The sequence below is a fragment of the Agarivorans sp. B2Z047 genome (assembly GCF_023373605.1).
GTDB lineage: Bacteria > Pseudomonadota > Gammaproteobacteria > Enterobacterales > Celerinatantimonadaceae > Agarivorans > Agarivorans albus.
In genome coordinates, this window is the sequence record NZ_CP088080.1 from 1,084,041 (window position 1) to 1,102,690 (window position 18,650).

Annotated in this window: 18 protein-coding genes; 12 read left to right on the forward strand and 6 right to left on the reverse strand. The window is 45.3% G+C overall.

What is annotated here, in order from left to right:
• The first annotated feature begins 12 nt into the window (after positions 1 to 12).
• The 9 genes from murD (at position 13) to lpxC (ending at position 10,187) form a co-directional block, all read left to right on the forward strand.
• A complete protein-coding gene (gene murD, locus LQZ07_RS05080) occupies positions 13 to 1,317 on the forward strand; it encodes a UDP-N-acetylmuramoyl-L-alanine--D-glutamate ligase (RefSeq protein ID WP_249483544.1) in 1,305 nt (434 codons plus the stop codon).
• Complete coding sequence (gene ftsW / locus LQZ07_RS05085; RefSeq protein ID WP_152780602.1) at positions 1,314 to 2,519, forward strand: cell division protein FtsW; 1,206 nt, start codon at positions 1,314 to 1,316, stop codon at positions 2,517 to 2,519. The genes murD and ftsW overlap by 4 nt, the downstream gene beginning before the upstream one ends.
• The gene (gene murG, locus LQZ07_RS05090; protein WP_152780600.1) at positions 2,512 to 3,594 is read left to right on the forward strand and encodes an undecaprenyldiphospho-muramoylpentapeptide beta-N-acetylglucosaminyltransferase; all 1,083 of its coding nucleotides are present in this window, start codon (positions 2,512 to 2,514) and stop codon (positions 3,592 to 3,594) included. The genes ftsW and murG overlap by 8 nt, the downstream gene beginning before the upstream one ends.
• A 4-nt stretch (positions 3,595 to 3,598) precedes the next feature.
• Positions 3,599 to 5,053 (forward strand): UDP-N-acetylmuramate--L-alanine ligase, encoded by a 1,455-nt coding sequence (gene murC / locus LQZ07_RS05095; RefSeq protein WP_152780598.1) that lies wholly within the window; start codon positions 3,599 to 3,601, stop codon positions 5,051 to 5,053.
• Positions 5,053 to 5,976 (forward strand): D-alanine--D-alanine ligase, encoded by a 924-nt coding sequence (locus LQZ07_RS05100; RefSeq protein WP_152780596.1) that lies wholly within the window; start codon positions 5,053 to 5,055, stop codon positions 5,974 to 5,976. The genes murC and LQZ07_RS05100 overlap by 1 nt, the downstream gene beginning before the upstream one ends.
• A 2-nt stretch (positions 5,977 to 5,978) precedes the next feature.
• A complete protein-coding gene (locus LQZ07_RS05105) occupies positions 5,979 to 6,734 on the forward strand; it encodes a cell division protein FtsQ/DivIB (protein WP_152780594.1) in 756 nt (251 codons plus the stop codon).
• Positions 6,715 to 7,971, forward strand: a complete 1,257-nt coding sequence (ftsA, locus tag LQZ07_RS05110) for a cell division protein FtsA (protein ID WP_016400787.1) — start codon at positions 6,715 to 6,717, stop codon at positions 7,969 to 7,971. The genes LQZ07_RS05105 and ftsA overlap by 20 nt, the downstream gene beginning before the upstream one ends.
• A 38-nt stretch (positions 7,972 to 8,009) precedes the next feature.
• Positions 8,010 to 9,161 carry a cell division protein FtsZ gene (gene ftsZ / locus LQZ07_RS05115; protein WP_016400788.1) on the forward strand — a complete coding sequence of 384 codons (1,152 nt, stop codon included), beginning with the start codon at positions 8,010 to 8,012 and terminating at the stop codon, positions 9,159 to 9,161.
• A 108-nt stretch (positions 9,162 to 9,269) separates the two neighbouring features.
• A complete protein-coding gene (gene lpxC, locus LQZ07_RS05120) occupies positions 9,270 to 10,187 on the forward strand; it encodes a UDP-3-O-acyl-N-acetylglucosamine deacetylase (RefSeq protein WP_152780592.1) in 918 nt (305 codons plus the stop codon).
• Positions 10,188 to 10,209: 22 nt separating this feature from the next.
• On the opposite strand, the gene LQZ07_RS05125 is transcribed toward lpxC, so the two are convergent.
• Positions 10,210 to 10,665: a DUF721 domain-containing protein gene (locus tag LQZ07_RS05125; protein ID WP_016400790.1), complete on the reverse strand. Its 456-nt coding sequence runs from the start codon at positions 10,663 to 10,665 to the stop codon at positions 10,210 to 10,212.
• A gap of 17 nt (positions 10,666 to 10,682) precedes the next feature.
• On the opposite strand from LQZ07_RS05125, the gene LQZ07_RS05130 reads away from it, so the two are divergent.
• From LQZ07_RS05130 to mutT, 3 genes are all read left to right on the forward strand, one after another.
• Positions 10,683 to 11,606 (forward strand): M23 family metallopeptidase, encoded by a 924-nt coding sequence (locus LQZ07_RS05130; RefSeq protein WP_152780590.1) that lies wholly within the window; start codon positions 10,683 to 10,685, stop codon positions 11,604 to 11,606.
• A 35-nt stretch (positions 11,607 to 11,641) separates the two neighbouring features.
• Entirely contained in the window at positions 11,642 to 14,359 is a 2,718-nt protein-coding gene (gene secA, locus LQZ07_RS05135) for a preprotein translocase subunit SecA (RefSeq protein ID WP_016400792.1), read from the forward strand.
• Positions 14,360 to 14,424: 65 nt separating this feature from the next.
• On the forward strand, positions 14,425 to 14,829 hold the full coding sequence (gene mutT, locus LQZ07_RS05140; protein ID WP_249483546.1) for an 8-oxo-dGTP diphosphatase MutT: 405 nt from the start codon (positions 14,425 to 14,427) through the stop codon (positions 14,827 to 14,829).
• A 2-nt stretch (positions 14,830 to 14,831) separates the two neighbouring features.
• On the opposite strand, the gene yacG is transcribed toward mutT, so the two are convergent.
• The 5 genes from yacG to LQZ07_RS05165 are packed head-to-tail and all read right to left on the reverse strand — an operon-like array spanning position 14,832 to position 18,564.
• Complete coding sequence (gene yacG / locus LQZ07_RS05145; RefSeq protein WP_016400794.1) at positions 14,832 to 15,032, reverse strand: DNA gyrase inhibitor YacG; 201 nt, start codon at positions 15,030 to 15,032, stop codon at positions 14,832 to 14,834.
• Positions 15,032 to 15,772, reverse strand: coding sequence for a cell division protein ZapD (gene zapD / locus LQZ07_RS05150; protein ID WP_152780588.1), 741 nt, complete (start codon positions 15,770 to 15,772; stop codon positions 15,032 to 15,034). Before zapD ends, yacG begins: the two co-directional genes overlap by 1 nt.
• A 58-nt stretch (positions 15,773 to 15,830) precedes the next feature.
• The gene (gene coaE / locus LQZ07_RS05155) at positions 15,831 to 16,433 is read right to left on the reverse strand and encodes a dephospho-CoA kinase (protein ID WP_249483548.1); all 603 of its coding nucleotides are present in this window, start codon (positions 16,431 to 16,433) and stop codon (positions 15,831 to 15,833) included.
• Positions 16,430 to 17,311, reverse strand: coding sequence for an A24 family peptidase (locus LQZ07_RS05160; RefSeq protein WP_152780584.1), 882 nt, complete (start codon positions 17,309 to 17,311; stop codon positions 16,430 to 16,432). The genes coaE and LQZ07_RS05160 overlap by 4 nt, the downstream gene beginning before the upstream one ends.
• 2 nt (positions 17,312 to 17,313) lie before the next feature.
• On the reverse strand, positions 17,314 to 18,564 hold the full coding sequence (locus LQZ07_RS05165; protein ID WP_152780582.1) for a type II secretion system F family protein: 1,251 nt from the start codon (positions 18,562 to 18,564) through the stop codon (positions 17,314 to 17,316).
• Positions 18,565 to 18,650 lie beyond the last annotated feature (86 nt).

An 18,650-nucleotide genomic window follows, 5' to 3' on the forward strand; every position in this document is an offset into this window, starting at 1 on the left:
AGAGTAATTACAGTGAGTAAGTTACAGCCACAACTACGCTATGCGGTCGTTGGCCTTGGTGCCAGCGGGCTTAGCTCTGTGCGCTTTTTACTTAAGCACGAAGTGTTGCCCTTAGTTTGTGATACTCGCCAGCGGCCTCCTGGCTTAGCTTCGCTACCCTCTAGTTTGCAAGTGGTGTGTGGCGAGCTGCCCCTTAAGCAATTGCTTGAATGTGACGTGGTGATTGTTAGTCCAGGCATTGCTTTAGCCACGCCAGAGTTACAAAGCTTGGCGAAAGCTGGTGTTCAGCTAATGGGTGACGTTGAGCTATTTTGTCATTACGCCGAAGCCCCTATCGTTGCGATTACTGGCTCAAACGGTAAAAGTACAGTCACTAGCCTGTTGGGCGAGATGGCTAATCACGCCGGAGTTAATGTTGCTGTAGGCGGTAACATCGGCGTGCCTGCCCTAGATTTGCTTTCGACGCAGGTCGAATTATATGTTCTTGAGCTGTCGAGCTTTCAGTTGGAAACAACCAAGAGTCTTCGCGCTAAAGCCGCTACATTGCTAAATGTTAGCGAAGACCATATGGACCGATACCAAGGCATGGGCGACTACATTGCCGCGAAACAAACGGTTTACCAGAATGCTGAATATGCGGTTATCAACTTGGATGACGAATTATCTCAGCCGCAATTCAAGCCCCAGAACAGCTCAAGTTTTTCTGTTCATTTAGATGCTGATTATCGCTTAAGTGAAGATCAGCAATATCTAATGCGTGGGCAACAAGCGCTATTAGCCACCTCTGAGTTGGCGCTGGTTGGCACACATAATTTTGCCAATATACTTGCTTCATTAGCCTTAGCAGAGGCTGCAGGGCTTAATATTGATGCTTGCTTACAAGCCGCAAAAAACTATCAAGGTTTAGCCCATCGCTGTCAGTTGGTAGCTCGCAAACAAGGTATTGCTTGGGTTAACGATTCTAAGGCTACCAATGTTGGCGCTACCTTAGCCGCCTTAAATGGCTTAGCTGGTGGCCAAGGTCAGCTTTGGTTAATCGCTGGTGGAGATGCTAAAGGCGGCGATTTACGTGAGTTAAAAGCTGCCTTTAGCCAAGTTGCCGGCGTTGTTGCCTTTGGTAAAGACAAGCAACGCTTTAAAGATTTAGATCAGCGTATCGAGCTAAAAGAAGATTTAGCAGAGAGTTTTAGTTGGTGTCAGCAACAAGCCAAAGAGGGTGACATAGTTTTGTTGTCTCCTGCCTGCGCCAGCTTGGATATGTATAAGAATTTTGAAGTGCGCGGGCAGCACTTCTGTGAACTGGTGGAGGCGCTATGAAAGTAATGTCTAAACCACTTTGGTTCGAGAATACCATACAGTGGTTAAACCCAGCCGCTAAAGAAAGCCAAGAGCCGCTTTTGTTCGACCGTCATTTATTGTGGTTAGCCTTATGCCTAATGGTGATGGGGCTAGTGATGGTGGCATCTTCATCTATTCCAGAAGGCATCGCGATTAACGACGATCCATTCCGTTTTGCTAAACGGCACGGTATTTATTTGTTGTTATGTTTAGCCGCTATGGCTTTTGTGGTGCAAATCCCGCTGGCATGGTGGCAATCTCATAATGCCAAGTTACTGCTATTGTCGGGTGTTGCTTTAGTACTGGTATTGCTGATTGGCCGCAATATTAACGGTAGTAGTCGCTGGATTGGTTTAGGGCCGATTAATGTGCAGCCTGCCGAGTTTGCCAAACTCGCGTTGTTCACGTACTTAGCCGGTTATCTAGTGCGTCGCCATGAGCAGGTACGTGAAAACTTAAAAGGCTTTTTAAAGCCACTTATCGTCTTTTTCTTCTTGGCGGTATTGTTACTGGCTCAACCCGATTTGGGCAGTGTAGTAGTTATGTTTGTAACCACTGTAGGCATGCTGTTTTTAGCTGGCGCCAAGCTTATTCAGTTCTTTGGTTTGATTTTTACCGGTGTGGTAGCGGTGGTGACTTTGGTTATCGCAGAACCTTACCGGATGCGCCGTGTTTCCTCTTTTCTAGACCCTTGGCAAGATCCTTTTGGTAGTGGTTATCAGTTAACTCAATCTCTAATGGCTTTTGGTCGAGGCGACTGGCTAGGTGAAGGCTTGGGGAACTCTATTCAGAAGCTTGAATACTTGCCAGAAGCGCATACCGATTTTGTGGTTGCTGTATTAGCCGAAGAACTCGGATTTATCGGTGTCTGCGCGGTTTTGTTGCTACTTATTTTGTTGGTAAGCCGCGCCATGAAAATTGGTAAGCAGGCTTTACTGGCAGAGCAAGCGTTTGCCGGTTACTTAGCTTGTGGTATTGGTATCTGGTTTAGTTTTCAAACCATGGTAAATGTTGGCGCTGCTTCAGGCTTGGTGCCAACTAAAGGGTTAACCTTACCGTTAATTTCTTATGGTGGTTCCAGCTTATTGGCGATGTCGATAGCGGTAGCTATCTTATTGCGAATTGATCATGAACTTCGATTGGCCAACTGTCAGGCCTATAAGAGAGATGCTCATGGTTAATGCTAAGCAAAATAAACTATTAGTAATGGCAGGTGGCACAGGTGGTCATGTATTCCCGGGTTTAGCTGTCGCCGATAAATTGGCGGCGCAGGGCTGGGATGTGTCGTGGTTAGGAACAGCCGAGCGTATGGAAGCTCAATTGGTGCCTAAACATGGTTACCCTATCGACTTTATTAGCATTAAAGGGGTTCGTGGAAATGGCTTGCTGCGCAAACTGGCGGCGCCGTTTAAATTGCTTAACGCGGTTCGTCAGGCCCGAGCCGTTATTAAGCGCTATCAACCCGATGTTGTATTAGGTATGGGCGGCTTTGCCAGTGGCCCTGGTGGTATAGCGGCCTGGCTGCTAGGAAAACCATTGGTTTTACATGAGCAAAACGCGGCTGCCGGTCTTACCAACAAAATGTTGAGCAAAATTGCCAGCAAAGTACTAATGGCGTTTCCGGGGGCTTTAGATAAAGCCGAAGTAGTTGGCAATCCTGTACGTGAGTCAGTATTAGCTTTAGATGAAAAGAGTGAAAGTGATTCAGCCAGTTTTAACTTGTTAGTTATTGGCGGCAGTTTAGGGGCACAGGTGTTTAACGAGCAGTTAGCCGAGGGCATAAAACAAAGCCAACTTGATTTAAAAATCTGGCACCAAGCGGGTAAAAACAAACATAGCAGCGCAGTGGATGCTTACCGCCAGCAAGAACTTGATAAAAATTTGAGCGAAGCACCTAAAATTGTCGAATTTATTGATGACATGGCAGCAGCCTATCAATGGTCAGATGTGATACTCTGTCGCGCTGGCGCGCTAACGGTGTCAGAGGTGGCTGCAGCGGGTATTCCGGCTATTTTTGTTCCGCTGCCTTATGCCGTTGATGACCATCAAACCAAAAACGCGCAGGTTTTGGTTAAAGCCGATGCCGCACGTTTGTTAAAACAAACGGAATTTACGCCGCAAAATATTGCGGCAGTACTGAATGAATTTGCTGATCCTGCATTGCGTTTATCTTGTGCTCGCAATGCACGAAAGCAGGCAATCACCGATGCCACTGACAAAGTAGCAGCGGTGTGCCAAGCGTTAATTAAAGAGTAGTTAGATGAGTAAAGTTGAGTTAGCCAAATTACGAACCATGATTCCAGAAATGCGCAAAGTGAAGCGAATTCACTTCGTGGGAATTGGTGGTGCCGGCATGGGCGGTATCGCCGAGGTATTGGCTAATGAGGGCTACCAAATCTCGGGTTCAGATCAAGCCGAAAGTGCGATGACAGAGCGCTTGCAAGGCGTTGGCGCCGAGGTGTTCTTCGAGCACAGTGAAAGCAATATCGAGGGTGCTAATGTAGTAGTGGTATCAACTGCTATTAAAGAAGATAACCCGGAAGTACAAGCCGCCAGAGCTGCGCGTATTCCAGTGGTTCGTCGTGCAGAAATGCTAGCTGAATTGATGCGTTACCGCCACGGCGTTGCTGTAGCCGGTACCCACGGTAAAACCACAACAACGAGCTTAATTGCCAGCATCTATGGGCAAGCAGAGTTGGATCCTACTTTTGTTATTGGTGGTCTGTTAAATAGCGCAGGTACCAACGCACGTTTAGGCAATAGCCGTTACCTAATTGCAGAAGCCGATGAAAGCGACGCATCTTTTTTGCATTTGCAGCCAATGGTTGCAGTGGTCACTAATGTAGAACCCGACCATATGGAGACCTATGGCGGTGACGAAGCTCAGCTCCATTCAACGTTTATCGACTTTTTGCATAATCTTCCGTTTTACGGTGTAGCGGTGATGTGTATCGACGATCCCGGTGTTCAAGCGTTGCTGCCGCAGATTGGTCGCCAGATTATTACCTATGGCTTCTCAGAAGAAGCTGATGTGCGTATAACCCACTTTGCTCAGCAAGGTGACCGCTGCTCATTCACGGTAAACCGCAAAGGTTGTGAGCAACTTGATATATCGTTGAATATGCCAGGCGAACACAATGCTCTAAATGCAGCGGCAGCCATTGCTGTAGCCAGCGAAGACGGCATTGAAGATGCTGCAATTGTAGAAGCCTTAAACCGTTTTGCCGGCATTGGTCGTCGTTTCCAACAATACGGCGAGTTTTCGACAGGCAATGGCTCAGCCTTGTTAGTGGATGATTACGGACACCACCCAACAGAAGTTCTGGCAACGGTGAAGGCTGCGCGTGCAGCTTGGCCTGAGCGTCGTTTAGTGATGGCATTTCAACCGCACCGCTATTCGCGTACTCGCGACTTATATGAAGACTTCGTTGACGTATTAGCGCAAGTAGATAGCTTACTGCTGCTTGAGGTGTACTCGGCTGGAGAAGAAGTCATTGCAGGAGCGGATAGTCGCGCATTGTGTCGAAGTTTGCGCCAGCGCGGTTTGGAGCCCATTTACGTAAAACAGCCTAGTGAACTAAACGGCTTATTGGCTGATGTAATTGAAGATGGCGATGTGGTGCTAACCCAAGGCGCGGGCAATATTGGCGTTTTAGCGCGTCAGTTGGGCGAGTTACAGTTAAACATTAGCAAGCTTAAAGGTAGTGAAAGTTAATGGCGAGTTTACGAATGAATCGAGTAGCAGTGCTGTATGGCGGCGATTCAGCTGAGCGCGAAGTGTCTTTAAAATCGGGTAGCGCAGTGCTGGCGGGTTTACTTCGTGCTGGTATTAATGCAGAAGGCGTAGATACCAAAGGTTTTGATTTAAATTTGCTTAAGCAAAAAAAATACAGTCATGTATTTATTGCCTTGCATGGCAGAGGTGGCGAAGACGGAACCTTACAAGGTGCACTTGAGTATTTAGGTTTGCCATATACCGGTAGCCGAGTGCTTGGTTCGGCTTTAGCAATGGACAAAATTCGCTGTAAGCAAATTTGGCAGAATATTGGCTTGCCAACAGCGGCATACGCGATTGTAGAACGAGATAGCTACAAGCCAGGCGAAGCCGCGAGCATTTTGGCCAAGTTGTCTGGTGAAGTGATTGTAAAGCCGGCGCTAGAAGGCTCTAGCATTGGTATGGCTAAAGCCAACAGTGTTGAAGAGTTACAAGAGGCGATTGAAAATGCCTTTGAATACGACTCTAGAGTATTGATTGAACAGTGGATTACTGGCGCAGAATACACGGTGTCAATTGTTGGTGGTACGGTAATGCCTTCAATTAGAATGCAAACGCCACATAGTTTTTATGATTACAGCGCTAAGTACCAAAGCAGTTCTACCGAGTATTTCTGCCCTAGTGGTTTAACTGAGGCGCAAGAGTCGCAGTTAGCCGATATTGCCTTAAAAGCATTCAAATCTGTGGATTGTGAAGGTTGGGGGCGCGTTGATTTTATGGCCGACCAACAAGGCAATTGGTATTTGTTGGAAGTGAATACCTCACCGGGTATGACTGAAAAAAGTTTAGTGCCTATGGCTGCAAAGCAGCATGGTTTGAGTTTTGACCAGCTTGTCGTCAGTATTTTGGATTTGGCGCACTAGTCATGACGCTAAGTGACCAGCAAAAGCAGCGAGCAAGCTTCTGGGCTGGAGTGGTATTTTTTTGTGCTGTGTTGTTGGGTTTGGCTTACTCAGTGCACTCGGTGTACAGCAGTGTAAGTGATAAGCAATTGAGTCCAATGACTCGGTTGTTGGTATCGGGTAAACGTGATTACGTGCTCGACCAAGAACTGCAGCAAAGCTTAGCGGCTTTGCCTGAAGCGGGTAACTTTTTTAGCCTTGATGTTTCTGAGGTAAAGCTTGTTTTAGAGCAGTTGCCTTGGGTTAAGCAGGTAACCGTTCGTAAGCAATGGCCAGATAAACTGTCGATTGCTTTACAAGAACAAGAGGTAGTGGCGCGATGGAATAATGCCGCTTTGCTTAATCAGCAAGGGCAGATTTTTGAAGCGCCGCAACAGCGAGTGACCAAAGCATTGGCTTCACTAAGTGGACCCGATGAACAGGCAGAAGCTGTGCTAGCTACTTTTCGCCAGCTGCAGCAAGTATTGCACGCTCGTCAGTTAAGCATTGTTAGTTTGGCGCTAAACGAGCGTCATGCATGGCAAGTAGAATTAGCCAGCGGAATTGTTTTAAAGCTGGGCAAAGAAGATAAGTTAAATCGCATAGAGCGTTTTGTGTCGGTGTATCCGAGATTAAAACCGAATGCGGTGGATTATATAGATTTACGCTATGACACTGGATTTGCAGTGGGATGGAAGAAACAGGAAGGTTTGGCAATAGATGACCAAAGTAACGGATAGAAAACTGATCGTTGGCCTCGATATTGGTAGTGCCAAAATCACCGCCTTAATTGGCGAGATTTTGCCTAGCAACGAGATGAGCATTATCGGTGTAGGTAGTCATCCGGCTAAAGGTATGGATAAAGGCGGTGTAAATGACCTTGACTCTGTAGTGAAGACCGTTCAGCGCGCGCTGCAAGAAGCGGAATTGATGGCTGATTGCAAAATTAGTTCTGTTTACTTAGGTGTTTCTGGTCGTCATATTCGTTGCTTAAACGAAAAGGGCATGGTGCCAATTAGCGACGAAGAAGTCACTCAAGATGATGTAGATAATGCGATTCATACGGCTAAGTCAGTAAAGTTGCCAGATGAGCACCGTATTCTACATGTATTGCCACAAGAGTTTGCCATCGACTTCCAAGAAGGAATTAAAAATCCGATTGGTTTGTCTGGTGTTCGTATGGAAGCAAAAGTGCATTTAATTGCTTGCCATAACGACATGGTTAAAAACATTGTTAAGTGTGTAGAGCGCTGTGACTTGAAAGTTGATCAGTTGATATTTTCAGCCTTGGCTTCTAGTTATGCGGTGTTAACCGAAGATGAAAAAGAATTGGGTGTGTGTGTGGTTGATATTGGCTCAGGGACCATGGATATCGCAGTTTACACCAGTGGTGCGCTGCGCCACACCTCGGTAGTACCGTTTGCAGGAACCTCGGTTACTCGTGACATTGCTACTGTGTTTGGCACACCACTTAACGATGCCGAGGCGGTAAAAGTGCGCTATGGCTGCGCCTTAGGCAGCATGGTAAGCCGAGACGATACCATTGAAGTGCCAAGTGTGGGTGGAAGGCCGTCACGCAGTTTACAGCGACAAACACTCGCTGAGGTTATCGAACCTCGATATAGCGAATTGTTTGGCATGATTAAAGCCAAGCTCGATGAGCTTACTGAAGACTTGCAAGCGCAGGGAACCAAGCTGCAATTAGGAGCAGGTGTGGTGCTAACCGGGGGCGCAGCTCAAATAGAAGGCGTAGTTGAATGCGCCGAAAAGATTTTACAGTGTCAGGTTAGGGTTGGCTCTGCCAACAATGTGGCTGGCCTGACAGAATACGTACAAGCGCCAACTTACTCAACAGCAGTAGGTTTGTTGCATTACGGAATGGAAAACCAAAGTGAAAAACCAATTGAAGTAAAGAACATTAGCAGTGTTAGCAATATCGCCAAGCGATTGCACAGTTGGTTTAAGGGTGAATTTTAGTTTTTGCTAAGTAGCGAAAATCAAGCGGAGAGAGAACTATGTTTGAGATTATGGATAGTCATACCGATGAAGCGGTAATTAAAGTTGTAGGTGTGGGCGGTGGCGGCGGTAACGCTGTTGAGCACATGGTTGCACAATCAATTGAAGGTGTAGAGTTTATCACCATTAATACCGATGCTCAGGCATTGCGTAATTCAGGTGCAGACAACACTCTGCAAATTGGTGGTGCTATCACCAAAGGATTAGGCGCTGGCGCTAATCCTGAAGTAGGGCGTGAAGCTGCAATGGAAGATCGTGATGCGATTATGAGCCAGCTTCAAGGTGCCGATATGGTATTTATCGCAGCCGGCATGGGCGGTGGTACTGGTACTGGTGCTGCACCAGTAGTTGCAGAAGTAGCAAAAGAATTGGGTGTTCTTACTGTTGCTGTTGTAACTAAACCTTTTGGCTTTGAAGGTAAAAAACGTACTAGCTATGCTCAGCAAGGTATTGAGCAGCTTAGTAAAAACGTAGACTCCTTGATTACAATTCCAAACGACAAACTGTTAAAGGTATTGGGCCGAGGGGTATCTTTACTTGATGCATTTAAAGCAGCAAATAACGTATTGCTTGGTGCTGTACAAGGTATTGCAGAGCTAATCACGCGCCCAGGTTTAATCAACGTGGATTTCGCCGATGTTCGCACTGTAATGCGTGAAATGGGTACTGCAATGATGGGTACAGGTATCGCATCTGGTGAAGATCGTGCTGAAGAAGCAGCCGAGCTAGCTATCTCTAGCCCATTACTAGAAGACGTTGATTTAGCTGGTGCTCGCGGTATCTTAGTTAATATCACTGCTGGCTTTGATATGAGCATCGAAGAGTTTGAAACCGTAGGTAATGCGGTTAAAGGTTTTGCCTCTGAGAATGCGACGGTAGTGGTTGGTGCGGTTATCGACCCAGAAATGAGTGATGAATTGCGTGTAACGGTAGTTGCTACTGGTATTGGCGCAGAGCGTCGCCCAGATATTTCTATCGTTAAACCTCAACAACAAGCAGTAAATGCTGAGCCAGTTGCTCGCACTACGCCTATGGATTCAGCGCCAATGGTTGAAGAGCCAGCAGCAGTTGTGAACGCTGAGCCGCGCAATACCGCAGGGGATGGTGACTATTTAGACATCCCAGCATTTTTGCGTCGCCAAGCAGATTAATCTGTTAGGGAATGGTGAAGTTTTAGACAAAAGTTTGTGATGTGTCTCAAACTTATGTTAAGATGTCCGACCATTCTAGTTTATTGGTCGTAAAGCAGAGGAATTTTTATGCTTAAACAACGGACTCTTGAAAAGTCAGTACAAGCGACAGGGATCGGTTTGCATTCCGGACACAAGGTCACTATGGTCTTACGTCCTGCTCCTGCAAATACAGGTATCCTGTTTAATCGTACCGATCTCGATCCGGTTGTAACGATCCCTGCAAAAGCAGAGTTAGTGCGTGACACTATGTTATGTACGTGTCTTATCGATGATGCGGGTAACCGTATTTCAACGGTAGAGCATTTAATGGCTGCGGTTGCTGCGTTAGGCTTGGATAACTTGATTATTGACGTTGATGCTCCTGAGCTTCCGGTTATGGATGGCAGCTCAAGCCCATTTGTATTCTTATTACAATCAGCAGGTATTGAAGAGCAGGCAGCGGCAAAGAAATTTATTCGTATTAAACAGCCTATTCGTGTTGAGCACGACGATAAATGGGCTGAGTTATTGCCGGGTAATGATGGTTTTACTATCGATTTCTCAATCGATTTTGACCACCCAGCAATGGAAGGTCGTAACCAATCGATTTCGATGAACTTCTCAGCTGATAGCTTTGTTAAAGATATTAGCCGCGCGCGTACTTTTGGTTTCATGCGTGACATTGAGTATTTGCAATCTAAGAACCTAGCCTTAGGCGGTAGTTTAGAAAATGCAGTAGTGTTAGATGAATATCGAATTCTTAATGAAGATGGCCTTCGTTACGATGATGAATTTGTTAAACACAAGTTGTTAGACGCAGTGGGCGATTTGTATATGGCAGGACTACCCATCCTAGGTCATTTACGGGCTCATAAATCTGGCCATGCACTAAACAATAACCTAGTGCGTGCAATGCTTGAGCAACAACATGCTTGGGAAATTGTTACTTTCGAAGACAAAGCCGAAGCTCCAGCTGCATATCAACAACCGGTATTCAGTTTCTAAATAACAATATTGTCGGCGCTGACTAACTCTCTCCGCTCAGCGCCGCTAATTTTTCTAGCTTTTCCCTCAGTTCATCTGGTACGTGTTTCGCTAATTCTGTGATATGTTTGGCTGCTTGAGTGCTTAGCTGGCGTTTTCCAGTGCTTTTTTCCTCAGCTTCTGGTTTAATGTTTTTCAATTCGGGATTTATTTTAAGTTCCAAACTGACAACCCCTGGTATGGCTTTTCGCAACTCACTTAACAGATCGAATCGAAACTGTTTTAAGCGGGTTAACCAAGCCGAACTAGGAGCCTCGATAATAGCGACTCCTTGACGCATATTAACGATACGGCATTGCTGTAGTTTGTAGCGTGCCAAAATTTCACCACCCAGTTGCTGTAACTGAACGCGTTGCTGCAGTGGTTGTTCGATTTTTGCAAACTGTTTCTGATGAAATAGACGCTCTATCGAAATGGGTTGGTGCTGTCGTTTGGACATAAGTTTAATAGTTAGGTATGAAATTAACTTTAGTATACGCCCATAAGGGCGAGACAAGAACTGTTCGTTTAAATCCGCTACGTTTAGCGTGGTTTGCGTTTTTGTTGGTATCACTTATTTGCAGTATTGCCCTGTGGGGGGTACAGCAATATCAAAATTTAGCTAAGCAGCAAACTCAGTTGTTATCGCAGCTGGATAGTTTGAAAGCTGAGCCAAAGCTTGAGCAGTTCGAGCAGCAACTGCGTCACCGTTACAGTCAATTGGCGGTTAAAGTGGGCCAAATGCAAGTTGAGATGACTCGCCTTAATGCATTAGGCGCGCGCTTGATTGAAGATACCGAGTTTGCTGCTGAGTTTGATTTCGAATCAATGCCTCCAATGGGCGGCCCGATGTTAGACATTCAAGATACCAGCCATCAACCAAACAACCTGTTTTTAGACTTATCTTTGCTCGAGCAGCAAGTAGAGGCCAAGAAAAAATCACTTAATTTGCTTGAATCTTGGCAACAAAGTCACCATCTAGTAAATAGTAGTTATATATCAGGTTGGCCAGCGAAAGGGCCGGGCATTTGGATTTCTTCGCCATTTGGTACCCGCATAGATCCTTTTACCAAACGTAAAGCACGCCATAAAGGTGTAGATATCGCGGGCAAAGAGGGGACTAAAATCCGTTCTGTAGGAGCCGGCGTAGTGGTTTGGGCCGGAAGTCGCTTTGGTTACGGTAACTTAGTTGAAATTGAGCATGGTAACGGGATGGTAACACGTTACGCGCATTCTAAAGCTGTATTAGTAAAAGAGGGTGATGTAGTAAGTAAAGGGGATGAGATTGCCTTAATGGGTAGCACCGGACGTTCAACCGGATCTCACGTACATTTTGAAGTGCTTAAAAATGGTCGTCCACTAAATCCCACTAAATTTATTTACCGCAAAGCCAGTGCCTAGAAAATTGGATTTCGTCTTAGCAAAAGTAGTTTTTCATGATTAGTAAATTAGTAACAAAGATCGTTGGTACTCGAAATGACCGTACCATCAAAAAAATGCGCAAAGTAGTGAATACTATTAACGCGCTAGAGCCTGAATACGAAAAGTTGTCTGCTGAAGAAATTAAAGCTAAGGCGGGCGAATTTAGGGAGCGCTTGGAAAAAGGCGAAACGCTTGAAGCGATTCTTCCAGAAGCTTTTGCTGTGGTGCGCGAAGCATCAAAGCGAGTATTTGAAATGCGCCATTTTGATGTGCAAATGTTGGGCGGCATGGTGCTCAATGACAACAAAATTGCTGAAATGCGCACCGGTGAAGGTAAAACACTTACCGCTACATTGCCTGCTTACCTAAATGGTGTAACTGGTAAAGGTGTTCACGTGATTACTGTGAATGACTACCTTGCCCAGCGTGATGCTGATTGGAACCGCCCTTTGTTTGAATACTTAGGTTTAAGTGTTGCAGTAAATATTTCTGGGATGGACCATGAGGCCAAAAATGCCGCTTACGCAGCCGACATTACTTATGGCACAAATAACGAGTTTGGCTTCGATTACTTACGCGACAACATGGCGTTTGCCCCAGAGCAACGGGTTCAGCGCCCGCTAAATTACGCGGTAGTGGATGAAGTAGATTCGATTTTAATTGATGAAGCGCGAACCCCTCTAATTATTTCTGGTCCTGCAGAAGATAGCTCTGAGCTTTACAAACAGATTAACGATGTTATTCCGCTGTTGGTTCGCCAAGAGGAAGAAGACACCGAAGAGCAGATAGGTGATGGTCACTTCACCCTAGATGAAAAAAACAAACAGGTTCATTTAACAGAAAACGGTCAGATTTTTGTTGAAGAAACCTTGCAACAGCGCGGTATGTTGGAAGAAGGTGATTCACTTTATAACGCTGCTAACATTAGCTTGCTGCATCACGTTAATGCTGGATTGCGAGCGCATACTTTGTTCGAGCGCAATGTTGATTACATTGTTAGTGAAACCAATGAGATTGTTATCGTTGATGAGCACACCGGCCGTACTATGCCAGGGCGTCGTTGGTCTGAAGGCTTACACCAAGCTGTAGAAGCTAAAGAAGGTGTGCCAATTCAAAACGAAAACCAAACGCTGGCGTCTATTACCTTCCAGAACTACTTCCGTTTATACGACAAGCTTTCAGGCATGACTGGTACTGCGGATACTGAAGCTTTTGAATTCCAATCAATTTATGGCTTAGACACAGTGGTTGTGCCAACTAACAAGCCAATGGTACGTGATGACCAAGGCGATTTGGTTTACCTGACTGCAGAAGAAAAATACCAAGCGATTATCAACGATATTCGCGAGTGTGTGAAAGCAGAGCGTCCAGTATTAGTGGGTACTGTGTCGATTGAAAATTCAGAGCTGCTATCTAACATTCTAAAGAAAGAAAAAATTAAGCATAACGTGCTTAATGCTAAGTTCCACGAAAAGGAAGCCGACATTGTTGCAGAAGCCGGCGTAGCTGGCGCGGTGACGATTGCTACCAACATGGCGGGACGTGGTACCGACATTGTGTTGGGTGGTAACTTACAAGTTGAAATTAATGCTCTAGGCGAAAACCCAACAGAGCAGCAATTAGCAGAAGTTAAGCAAAAATGGCAACAGCGCCACGATGCAGTATTAGCAGCAGGTGGTTTGCATATTATTGGTACCGAGCGTCATGAATCACGCCGTATCGATAATCAGCTACGTGGTCGTGCTGGTCGTCAAGGTGATGCCGGTTCAACGCGCTTCTATTTATCTATGGAAGACAGCTTAATGCGCATCTTCGCGTCTGACCGTGTTACTGGCATGATGAAGAAGCTAGGCATGGAAGAAGGCGAAGCTATCGAGCACCCATGGGTAACTCGTGCCATCGAAAATGCACAGCGTAAAGTTGAAGGCCGTAACTTCGACGTACGTAAGTCATTACTTGAGTTTGATGACGTGGCGAATGACCAACGTAAAGTGGTCTACGAGCAGCGTAATGATTTAATGGATAGCGATAGCATTTCAGAAACCATTGAAGTGATTCGTGAAGATGTTTATTCGTCGGTTATTGATGAGTACATTCCACCACAATCTCTTGAAGAAATGTGGCAAGTTAGCGAGCTAGAGCAACGCTTGAAGAGTGATTTTGGTTTAAATCTTCCTATTCAGCAGTGGTTGGATGAAGATGATAAATTACACGAAGACAAGCTTCGTGAAAAAATTATCGAAGCTGCTGTCGCTGACTATCAAGAGAAAATTGATAAAGTTGGCGCTGATGCGATTAAACAGTTTGAAAAATCGGTGATGCTGCAAACCTTAGATCAACTTTGGAAAGAGCATCTAGCGGCAATGGACCATCTACGTCAAGGTATTCACTTACGGGGTTACGCTCAGAAGAACCCTAAGCAAGAATACAAGCGTGAGTCTTACGAGTTGTTTACCCAAATGCTAGAGGCGCTAAAACTTGATGTAGTGAGCATTTTGAGCCGTGTGCAAGTGCAAGCGCCTGAAGAAGTTGAGGCAATGGAAGCAAAACGTCGCGAAGCCGAGCAGCGCGCGATGCAATTCCGCCAGCAACAAGCTGCACAGCAAGCTGATGAGCAAGCAAGCGAAGCGGGTAAGACCGTTATTCGTGAAGGGCAAAAAGTAGGGCGGAACGATCCTTGTCCTTGTGGCTCAGGTAAAAAGTACAAACAATGTCATGGTAAGCTTTCTTAAGGCTTAGTTTGGCAACAAAAAGGAGAGCTTAGGCTCTCCTTTTTTATCAACTCAAGGAGTACTCAGTGAAGGTTGTAAATGTAGCTGTCGGTGTGATTGTTAAAGGCGAAGAGATCTTACTTAGCCTACGTAACCTGCAACAGCATCAAGGCGGAAAATGGGAATTCCCCGGCGGTAAAGTTGAGGCTGGAGAGTCAACAGTGGACGCTTTAGCGAGAGAATTGCAAGAGGAGCTGCTGATTAACATTGATAAAACTAGCTGTAAGCCTCTTATTCGCGTTGAGCACGACTACGACGATAAAAAGGTATGTTTAGATGTTTATACGCTTACTCGCTTTGAGGGTGAGCCTCAGGGCGCTGAACAACAAGAGATTCGTTGGGTAAGCAGAGCCGAGCTATCGAGTTTGGAGTTCCCAGATGCAAATGAGCCTATTCTGGCGCAAATTCTTAAACCCGACTTTTTATCCTAAGTTTAAAACTCCCAGCTGTCGGGCTTGTCTTCATCTTCTTGCAGGTTTTGCCCGGCTATATATTTTTCTTCGTTGGCCCATTCGCCAAGATCGATCAGTTTGCAGCGTTCACTACAAAAGGGTCTAAATTCACTAGTTGGCTGCCAAACGACTTTAGCGCTGCAGGTAGGGCATTTTACGGTGGCTTGATTTTTAGTTTTCATTAAGCAATTTTACAACAATAGAGTCGGCAAGGAATGTCTTCAACTTCTTGGTTTAAAGCACTGATGAATTTGATGGCGAAGCGGTGCTTGTGGCCACTCACCGTTGGGTAACATTGATATTCGGTATCTACTTCAATTCGTAACAAGCCACAATCGGCAGCCACACCCTGATAAAACCCTTTGTGAGCCATCACTTCAATATCGCTGTGCTGTTCTCTAAGCAGTTTAAGCAAATGACTAATTGCTTCTGCGACTAACTGGAAAGGGCCTAACCATTGCTGTACTTGCTGATTAATCTGCGCTTGGGGCTGATTCAGCCAAAAGTGCAAATAGGGAAGGTCGAAGCTACTGTTGCCACCGGGTAAACACAAGCGCTGGCGAATGCTGGCTAATAGACGGTCGTTTTTTAAGTGGTCGGATACGCGTGTATGTTTAGAAATAGCTGCAATTAGAGTTTTAACTTGTAATAGCAATTCTTCAATCTTGTTGGTATCCACATTGGGCATGGAGGCCCAGTGGTCGAGTTTTTCCGCTTGTTTAGCCAAATCTTTGAGAAGATCTGCCCGCCATTCACAACGTTCCAATACCTCAGATACCTCAAACAGTACCCGGAAAAATTGTTGTTGCTGTAAGGGATGCTGCAGTGCTTTAGATAGCATTAGTTGTTCGAACAATTGCTCTAAGCGTAAGTAATTACGTACTTTTTCGTTTAAAGGGTGCTCAAAGATCAATGCGGTCATAGCGGTTCAAATTCACAGCTTTTTAGGAAGTAACGAAACTAGTGTAACCATTGAACAATCAACTGTCATGGCTTTTGGCTATTTCCAGGTAGAATTGGTGTAAATCAGCCACCTTTCGTTTGAGGTTAGTTAGGTCACCGTTATTCTCGATAACATCGTCTGCAGCTTGTAGTTTTAGCTCTCGACTCATTTGTGCGTCAACAATTTGTTGCGCTTGATGTAACTCGACGCCATCACGTGCCATAGTTCGGCTGAGCTGAATATCTACCGGAGTATCTACAACTAAAACGCGATCGACTAGCTGATTCAGCTTGTTCTCTAACAATAGCGGCGCAACCAGTATCTTGTATGCGCCTGTCGCTTGTTCAAGTTGCTGGAGCATTTCTTGTCGAATTAAGGGATGTAATAGCTCATTTAGCCATTCTTTCTGGTGTTGCTGTGCAAAGACAATCTCACGCAGTTTACTGCGGTTTAATGAGCCGTCAGCAAGCAAAATTGATTGACCGAAGTGCTGCGATATTTTGCCTAGGGCTGGTTGACTCGGTTCTACCACTTGACGAGCAACAATGTCAGCGTCTACAACCTTAATGCCAAACTCTTCGAATAGTTTTGATACTTGGCTTTTACCACTAGCAATACCGCCTGTTAAGCCGATTATCACGATGCAAAACCTAGGTATGAGAAATACCAAGCATGAATGGCTTCACCAAAAAACAAGTAGCAAGCACCACCTAAAGCTAGGTACGGTCCAAAAGGAATGGCTTGCCCTTGTTGGTTTTTTCCAAATACTATCAGGCTAATGCCTATAAGCGCACCTGCAAAAGATGAAAGCAAAATTGTTAATGGCAGGGCTTGCCAGCCAAACCAAGCGCCTATCATTGCTAGCAGTTTGAAGTCACCATAGCCCATGCCTTCTTTTCCGGTTAATAACTTAAATAGCCAAAACAGGCTCCACAAAAAGCTATAACCAATAGCTGCACCCAATACGGCGTCATGTAGGCTAACGAAACCTGAATCTAAATTTATCAGAAAGCCTAGCCACAAGGTGGGTAAAGTAAGCTGATCTGGTAAATACATAGTGTCTAAATCGATAAGTGTTAGACACAACAATATAATGCAAAACAAGCTTGCAAATACAAAAGGTAAAGTGAGGCCAAATTGCCACCAACAAGCCAAGGTTAAGCCAGCAGATGCTAGCTCAACTAAAGGGTAGCGAATACTAATAGGGTTGCTGCAATTAGCGCATTTGCCACGAAGGGCTAGCCAGCTAATTACAGGAATATTTTGCCAGGCTGTAATCAAGTTTTTGCACTTGGGACATGCTGAGCGCGGCAGCATCAGGTTATATACTTCTTGCTCTGAGGGTTGCTCTGACTTCAATTCTTCAGACAAGAAACTGCGGCATTCATTTTTCCATTGTCGCTCTAACATGATGGGCAAGCGATGAATCACTACATTGAGAAAGGAGCCTATGCATAGGGCGATTAAAAGGCAGAAACCCAGCGCAGTGGCTGGGTAGAGTTCAATAAAACTAAGCATGTTTAGCTAACAACTGATCCGAGTTTAAAGATAGGTAAGTACATGGCGATCACCATACCACCAACTAGGACACCGAGCACAGCCATAATTAGTGGCTCAATTAAGCTGGTTAGGCCGTCTACAGCATCATCAACTTGCTGCTCATAAATGTTGGCCACCTTATCTAACATGCTATCAAGTGAACCAGACTCCTCACCAATCATCACCATTTGCGTCACCATGTCGGGAAATAAATCCACAGTGCGCATGGCGACGTTCATTTGCATACCGCCAGTAACCTCAATTCTTATCGCGTCTACGGCATTTCGATAGACTACGTTACCTGATGCACCAGAGGCAGAGCGCAGTGCATCAATTAACGGAATACCGGCTGCAAAGGTGGTTGATAAGGTGCGAGCAAAACGTGCCATTGCTGCTTTATGCAAAATAGGGTTGATCACAGGAATTCGAAGTATAAACCGGTCGGTAGCGTCTTTTACTGCTTGGGAGCGCCGAAAGGCTTGCACATAGCCATAACCAAGCGCGAATATGCCACCAAAAATATAGGGCCAATAATCCTGTAAGAAGCGGGAGATGCCAATCACAAACTGGGTGAAGGCAGGTAATTCCGCTCCAAAGCCGGCAAAAATCTCTTCAAACTGGGGAATAACAAATAGCAGTAGAATAGTGGTAACAATAATCGCGACAATGATCACTGAAACGGGGTAAAACATCGCCTTCTTAATTTTTGATTTAAGTGCTTCGGCTTTCTCTTTATAAATTGCTACGCGATCATAAATGGTTTCTAAAGCACCACTTTGCTCACCCGCTTCAATTAAATCGCAGTAGAGCTGGTCAAAATATAAGGGATGTTTGCGCAGAGTTTCCGAAAGGGCTGTACCAGATTCAACTTCCGCGGCAATTTCTGCGATCAACTCACGCATTGCTGGCTTTTCTACACTTTTGGATATGATGTTGAAGCTTTGAACCAAAGGCACGCCTGCTTGCAGCATGGTAGCTATTTGCCGCGATACCACGGCGATATCCATGGGGCTAATCTTATTACCCATCTTGCTAAGAAAACTTTCGGTTTTCTTTTTAATTTTGGTAACAGTAATGCCCTGGCGTTTTAGTTCTGCTTTAACTTGGCTAATGGTTTCCGCTTGATATTCGCCGCTAACTTTAGCGCCTTTGCGGTTAACTCCACTCCAAGTGTAAGCATTGATTTTTTTAACTTCAATTTTTCGTTTGCTGGTAGTACTTGCGGTAGCCATAACATCCTTGCTAAGAAAATACGCTCATAGCGGCAATAAAGTAATTACTTAAACTTATCAGATCTTTAGTGACAGAGAAGAAAACA